We start from the raw sequence: 5,316 nt of genomic DNA, 5'->3' as shown, positions 1-5,316 counted from the left end.
TGGATGGAGATCATGGCCGAAAGCCTTGGTCCCGCCATCCGGCTAGGCAAGGGCTATGCGCCTTATTGGGCCTACGTCACCCACTTTGTCCACGCGCCATTCTATGTCTATGCCTACGCCTTCGGCGACCTGCTGGTGCGGGGGCTGATGGAGAAGCGCCGCGAGGATCCGGCGGCCTTCGTTCCGGCCTATGAGAAGCTTTTGGCCGCCGGCGGCGCCGTCACCTATGTCGAGGCGCTGGCGGCGTTCGGTCTCAATCCCCGGGAAAAGGCCTTCTGGGCGGCCGGCATGAAGCAGCTGGAACGGCTCGTGGACGAGTTTGAGGCGCTGGTCTGATACGAACGGCTACGCCGTCCAGTCCCCGCTCTTGCCGCCGGTCTTGCTAACCAGGCGCACGTCCTCGATCACCATGCCCTTTTCGGCGGCTTTCAGCATATCGTAGAGGGTGAGGCAGGCCACCGAGACGGCCGTCAGGGCCTCCATCTCGACGCCGGTCTGGCCCGTCGTCTTGACCCTCGCGGTCACGGCCAGCCCGCCCCCGGCCGGCTCCACGCGAACCTCCACCTTCGAGATCGCCAGCGGGTGGCACATGGGGATCAGGTCCGAGGTGCGCTTGGCCGCCATCACGCCGGCGATCTCGGCCACGGCGCGCACGTCGCCCTTTCGGCCCTCGCCCGATACCGCGAGCGCAAGGGTGGCCGGGGACATCCTGACAAAGCCCGCCGCCACCGCCTCGCGCGTGGTCACGGCCTTGTCCGAGACATCCACCATGCGGGCCCGGCCCGTCTCGTCGATATGGGTGAGTCCGCTCACGTTTCCATCAACCGGGGCATGAGCTCGACCATGTTGCAGGGGCCGTGGCGGCTGTCGAGCTGGGCCGAGATCACCTTGTCCCAGCCGTCCTTCACCGCGCCGTTCGATCCCGGCAGGCAGAAGACAAACACGCCCTTCACGATCCCGGCCAGGGCGCGGGACTGCAGGGTCGAAAGGCCCACGGACTGGTAGCTCACCATGTGGAAGACCACGGAAAAGCCGTCGATCTCCTTGTCGAACATCGGACGCACAGCCTCCGGCGTCACGTCGCGCCCGGTGATGCCTGTGCCGCCGGTCGTGATGATCGCCTCCACGAAGCCCGACGCCACCCACGCCTCGATCTTCGCGCGGATCTCCATGATGTCGTCGCGGACGATGGCCTTGTCGACCAGTTCGTGACCCGCACCCTTCACCCGCTCGGCCAGGACGTGGCCCGAGGTGTCGCTCTCCTCGTCGCGGGTGTCCGATATGGTCAGCACCGCGACCTTCACGGGCTTGATCTGGCGGGCGGTATCGATCTTTCCGCCGGGCGTCAGTGCGTTCATAGGACGTGCTCCTCTACACGCCCTCTATACACGATCTGATCGACACAAAGACCCGTCAGGTCGACTGTGTATTGTCCGGAAGGTTCAGGATCCGCTTGGAGATGATGTTGTTCTGGATCTCCGCCGAGCCGCCATAGATCGACATGGCCTTGCCCCACAGCCAGGCGCTCACGGCTTCCAGTTCCTCCGGCTTGAAGGCATCGCCCTCCCAGCCCAGGCCCTGTGACCCCATCATTTCCAGCATCAGCTCGGCGCGGGCCTGGGAGACGTTGGTGGCCGAGTTCTTCAGGATCGAGGCGGCGTTGGTGGCACCTGACGCCCCCTTGGCTTCCGCCACCGCCCTGGCCAGCGTCAGGCCGTGGATACGGCCGTCCATCAGGTGCTGTGTGACCCGGCTGCGCAGGTCCAGGTCGGCGATACGCCCCTCGGCGTCCACGCCCACATAGTCCTTGGCGATGTCTTCCAGAGGCGTCGGGCGACCCATGCCGCCGGCGCCGGTCTGGCTGGCGCGCTCGTGCTGAAGTAGTCGTTTACCGACCGTCCACCCGACGTTGATCTCGCCCAGGATCGCATCCTTCGGCGCCACCGCATCGGTGAAGAAGGTTTCGCAGAACGGCGAGGATCCTGATATAAGTTTGATCGGACGCGTCTCGACCCCCGGTTGCTTCATGTCGAGCAGCAGGAAGCTGATTCCCTCATGCTTCTTGGCCGTCGGATCGGTTCGCACCAGCGCCCCGCACCACGCAGATTCCTGCGCGCCGCTGGTCCAGATTTTTGACCCGTTGATCAGCCAGTGGTCGCCCTTGTCCTCGCAGCGGGTCTGAAGCGACGCCAGGTCCGATCCGGCGCCCGGTTCGGAATAGCCCACGCACCACTGCACCTCGCCCCGGATGATCGGCGGCAGGTGCTTCGCCTTCTGCTCGGGTGTGCCGTAGTCCATGATCGTCGGGCCGATCATGGTGATGCCCATGCCGAAGGTCAGCGGGTTGAAGGCGCCGGCCTTGGCCATTTCCTGGCCCAGCACGCGGGCCTGCTGCGGGCTCAGCCCGCCGCCGCCATACTCGGTCGGCCAAGTGGGAGTGGCCCAGCCTTTCTCGCCGATGGCCTTCTTCCAGGCCTTGAGGTCGGAGGTGTCGGACTGGGGCCCCTCGGCGGCCATCATCCCACCCTTGCCCTTCAGGGACCTGGGGAAGTTCGCTTCCAGCCAGGCGCGCGCCTCGCCACGGAAGGTTTCAAGTTCGACGTCGGCTCCAAAGTCCGCCATGGCGTGCTCTCCGATTGAAATTCTGAGCCTACGATACATCCAGTTTCGCGTGACCCAAGGTCAGCGATCTGTCGCTGCGTCAGGTGAGGCCGCCGGTCGAACGAATCTGCACCTCGGCGCCAACGCGGCCACGGGCAGGCAGGACCATGGATTGCGATTGCCGCATCGCCACGAGCGGACATTCCGAACGGCTGAGATGGAGGGAAAGCGGACGTGACCGAAAGCCTAATCAACTCGGTCTGGGTTACCTCACGACGGCAGGGACGCGTTCCACCAAATCCGCCGCCAGGCCTCGCCAAAGTCCTTCCGGTGGGTGGCCCGTGAACCAAGCGCCATACAGCGCAGCCTGGCAGAAACACCACGACAATAGGCGGTCTGCATCGACATCCGCAAGCTCGGCTACGATCAGTGCGCGTGCCACAATCCCCGGCCCGTCGCCGATCCCTGTATCGCTGTGCGGATCGACGAACAACATCATAGCGTAGTCCAGAGTGTGCTCGCCCAGCAGTCCCTTGGGGTCGATTGCGACCCATTCGCCAGACGGTCTTTGCATGACGTTCGCGTGGTGAAGGTCACCATGCAGGGGGACGCGCGGCCGCTGCGAGGCCACAAGGGAATTGAACGTGCTCGCGGCCTTGGTGAACACTCCGCCCAGGCCCTGCGCGGCTTTGGGGAGGGCTTCGAACCATTTCTCCACCGGTATTAGGCCGTCGAAGGGAAGCCGTTCGGCGGCCGAATGAAGCTGATATGCAACCTGGCAGAGGACTTCGAATGCTCGGCGGTCACCGTCCTGCCTGGCCAGGTCCGTCAGCGCCGTCGGGCCGAAGAGACGCTCCATAAGTACTGCGTCATCATGCCGTTCGACGACCCGCGCCGCACCCTGACCGCTGAACCAATCCAGTACAGCGGATCCGACGACTTCCTGCTCGGACATCGCCGCCTTGAGCATCAGTGGCGTATCGCCCCGGCGGACCGGAAGAAGCTGGCTCCAGTTGGATGCGAACGGTTCGCCGTCCGGGATCAGGTCCCAGGCGTCCAGCCATTTGCGAAAGGGCTCTAATCCCATGCCTCAGCTTGGCCGCTGGAGCCGATGTCCGCAATGGGTCGTTCTTTCGCGTTGGGTTCAGGCCAACAAGCAGACGTTCCGGCTCGGTGCCGGATAGCAGACCCTCCCGAAGGCTGTTTAGGGTCGTTTCTCGCCGCCGACTTCCGGCCAACAACCGGACGTTCGATCAACTGCCACGCCACCGGGTCGCCAGGACTCAAGTGTCAGATCTTGACTCCTAGAAGGGGATGTCCTGACCATCCCACGCCAGGAAATGACCGGTTTGCTCCGGCGTCAGGGCCTCGATCACGGTCAGCAGGCGTTCGGCGGCGAAGGCAGGGGTGAACAGCCTGTCCGGCAACACCCCCTTCTGGAACGGGGCCGACAGGCGCGTATCTACCGTTCCGGGGTGCAGGGTCACGCAGATTGCGTCCTTGCGGCGGGCGGCCAGTTCGATGGCTGTGGTCCGCACCAGCTGGTTGGCGGCGGCCTTGGCGGCGCGGTATCCGTACCAGCCGCCCAGCCGGTTGTCCGAGATCGAGCCCACGCGAGCGGTGAGTACCGCCAGAACGGCCTTGCCCTCCCGTGGCAGGCGGGGCGCAAAGTGCTTGAGCACCAGCGCAGGCCCGATGGCGTTGATTGCAAAGCTTCGCGCAAGGCGGGCCGGGTCCAGATCAGCCAGGCGCTTCTCGGGCGTCTGTTGGCCGTCCTGCAGTAGGCCCGTGGCCACGATCACCAGTCGGGGTGCATCGACCGCAAGCGCGGCTGTGGCGATGGACGCCTCGTCGGTGAGGTCCAGCGGCGCCGGGCCGTGGCGTGAGAACCTGTGCACCCGGGACACGCGGGGGTCCAGGGCCAGCCGTTCGCAAAGCGCAGCACCTATCCCGCCGGTCGCACCGACGACCACGGCTTCGAACTGGTCGGGAAAGCCGCTCACGAGAAGCCTGACAGGTGCAAGAGTTCTACCCCCACCGATCCCGGTCCAAATGGTCCTGCGCCGAGGGCTCCACCCACCTTGCGCCGTCCGGGCCGTATTCCTTCTTCCAGAACGGGGCCCTCGATTTCAGATAGTCCATCAGGAAGTCGCAGGCTTCGAAGGCCGCACGGCGGTGGCCGGCGGCGGTGGCGACGAAGACGATGGCCTCGCCGGGAGCGATCTGACCCACCCGGTGCAGGATGGTCAGGTCGTGGAGGCTCCACCGCGCGTGGGCTTCAGCCGCGATTCTGCTGATCTCGGCCTCGGTGAAGCCCGGGTAGGCTTCCAGTTCCAGGATGGCGGTCGATCCATGCTCCGCGCGGGCCAGGCCGGTGAAGGTGGCGATGGCGCCGGTTTCGGTACGGGCTTTCGAGAACGCCGTAAGGAGCGCCCCCGGGTCGAACGGCGTTTCAGTGAGCCGGATCATCCGCCGCTCATCGGCGGCAGGAAGGCGACTTCGCTACGTGGCCCCAGGGCGACGTCGTCGCGCACGATGGCCTGGTCTACAGCCACCTGCACACCCGGCCCGACCAGCGCCGCGCCAAAGTCGGCGTCCTCGGCGGTGAGCGCGCTGCGCAGATCAGACAACGTCGCGGCCTCGATCTCCCGCTCCCGCCAGCCGGCGAGATCGCGGAACCGTCCGAACAGCAGCACGCGCGCCATCTCAGCCGCC

At 65.7% G+C, this 5,316-nt stretch carries 7 protein-coding genes and 1 pseudogene; 1 reads left to right on the top strand and 7 read right to left on the bottom strand.

What is annotated here, in order from left to right; translation table 11 throughout:
* A pseudogene (locus ACIQ42_RS15570) lies at positions 1-336 on the top strand (oligoendopeptidase F); the annotation flags it as partial.
* Positions 337-345: 9 nt separating this feature from the next.
* On the opposite strand, the gene moaC reads toward ACIQ42_RS15570, so the two are convergent.
* From moaC to ACIQ42_RS15535, 7 genes are all read right to left on the bottom strand, one after another.
* Positions 346-813, bottom strand: a complete 468-nt coding sequence (moaC, locus tag ACIQ42_RS15565; RefSeq protein WP_397423160.1) for a cyclic pyranopterin monophosphate synthase MoaC — start codon at positions 811-813, stop codon at positions 346-348.
* Positions 810-1,358 carry a molybdenum cofactor biosynthesis protein B gene (gene moaB / locus ACIQ42_RS15560; RefSeq protein WP_397423159.1) on the bottom strand — a complete coding sequence of 183 codons (549 nt, stop codon included), beginning with the start codon at positions 1,356-1,358 and terminating at the stop codon, positions 810-812. The genes moaC and moaB overlap by 4 nt, the downstream gene beginning before the upstream one ends.
* A gap of 55 nt (positions 1,359-1,413) precedes the next feature.
* Positions 1,414-2,622, bottom strand: coding sequence for an acyl-CoA dehydrogenase family protein (locus ACIQ42_RS15555; protein WP_397423158.1), 1,209 nt, complete (start codon positions 2,620-2,622; stop codon positions 1,414-1,416).
* 244 nt (positions 2,623-2,866) lie between these two features.
* Entirely contained in the window at positions 2,867-3,688 is an 822-nt protein-coding gene (locus ACIQ42_RS15550) for an aminoglycoside phosphotransferase family protein (protein WP_397423157.1), read from the bottom strand.
* A 217-nt stretch (positions 3,689-3,905) separates the two neighbouring features.
* Positions 3,906-4,604 carry an SDR family NAD(P)-dependent oxidoreductase gene (locus ACIQ42_RS15545; RefSeq protein WP_397423156.1) on the bottom strand — a complete coding sequence of 233 codons (699 nt, stop codon included), beginning with the start codon at positions 4,602-4,604 and terminating at the stop codon, positions 3,906-3,908.
* Positions 4,605-4,629: 25 nt separating this feature from the next.
* A complete protein-coding gene (locus tag ACIQ42_RS15540; protein ID WP_397423155.1) occupies positions 4,630-5,070 on the bottom strand; it encodes a molybdenum cofactor biosynthesis protein MoaE in 441 nt (146 codons plus the stop codon).
* Entirely contained in the window at positions 5,067-5,306 is a 240-nt protein-coding gene (locus ACIQ42_RS15535) for a MoaD/ThiS family protein (RefSeq protein ID WP_397423161.1), read from the bottom strand. Before ACIQ42_RS15535 ends, ACIQ42_RS15540 begins: the two co-directional genes overlap by 4 nt.
* Positions 5,307-5,316: the final 10 nt, after the last annotated feature.

The organism is Phenylobacterium sp. (assembly GCF_044372605.1).
Lineage (GTDB): Bacteria > Pseudomonadota > Alphaproteobacteria > Caulobacterales > Caulobacteraceae > Phenylobacterium.
Note: the sequence above shows the minus strand (reverse complement) of the source record. Positions and strands in the feature narration are given on the sequence as shown.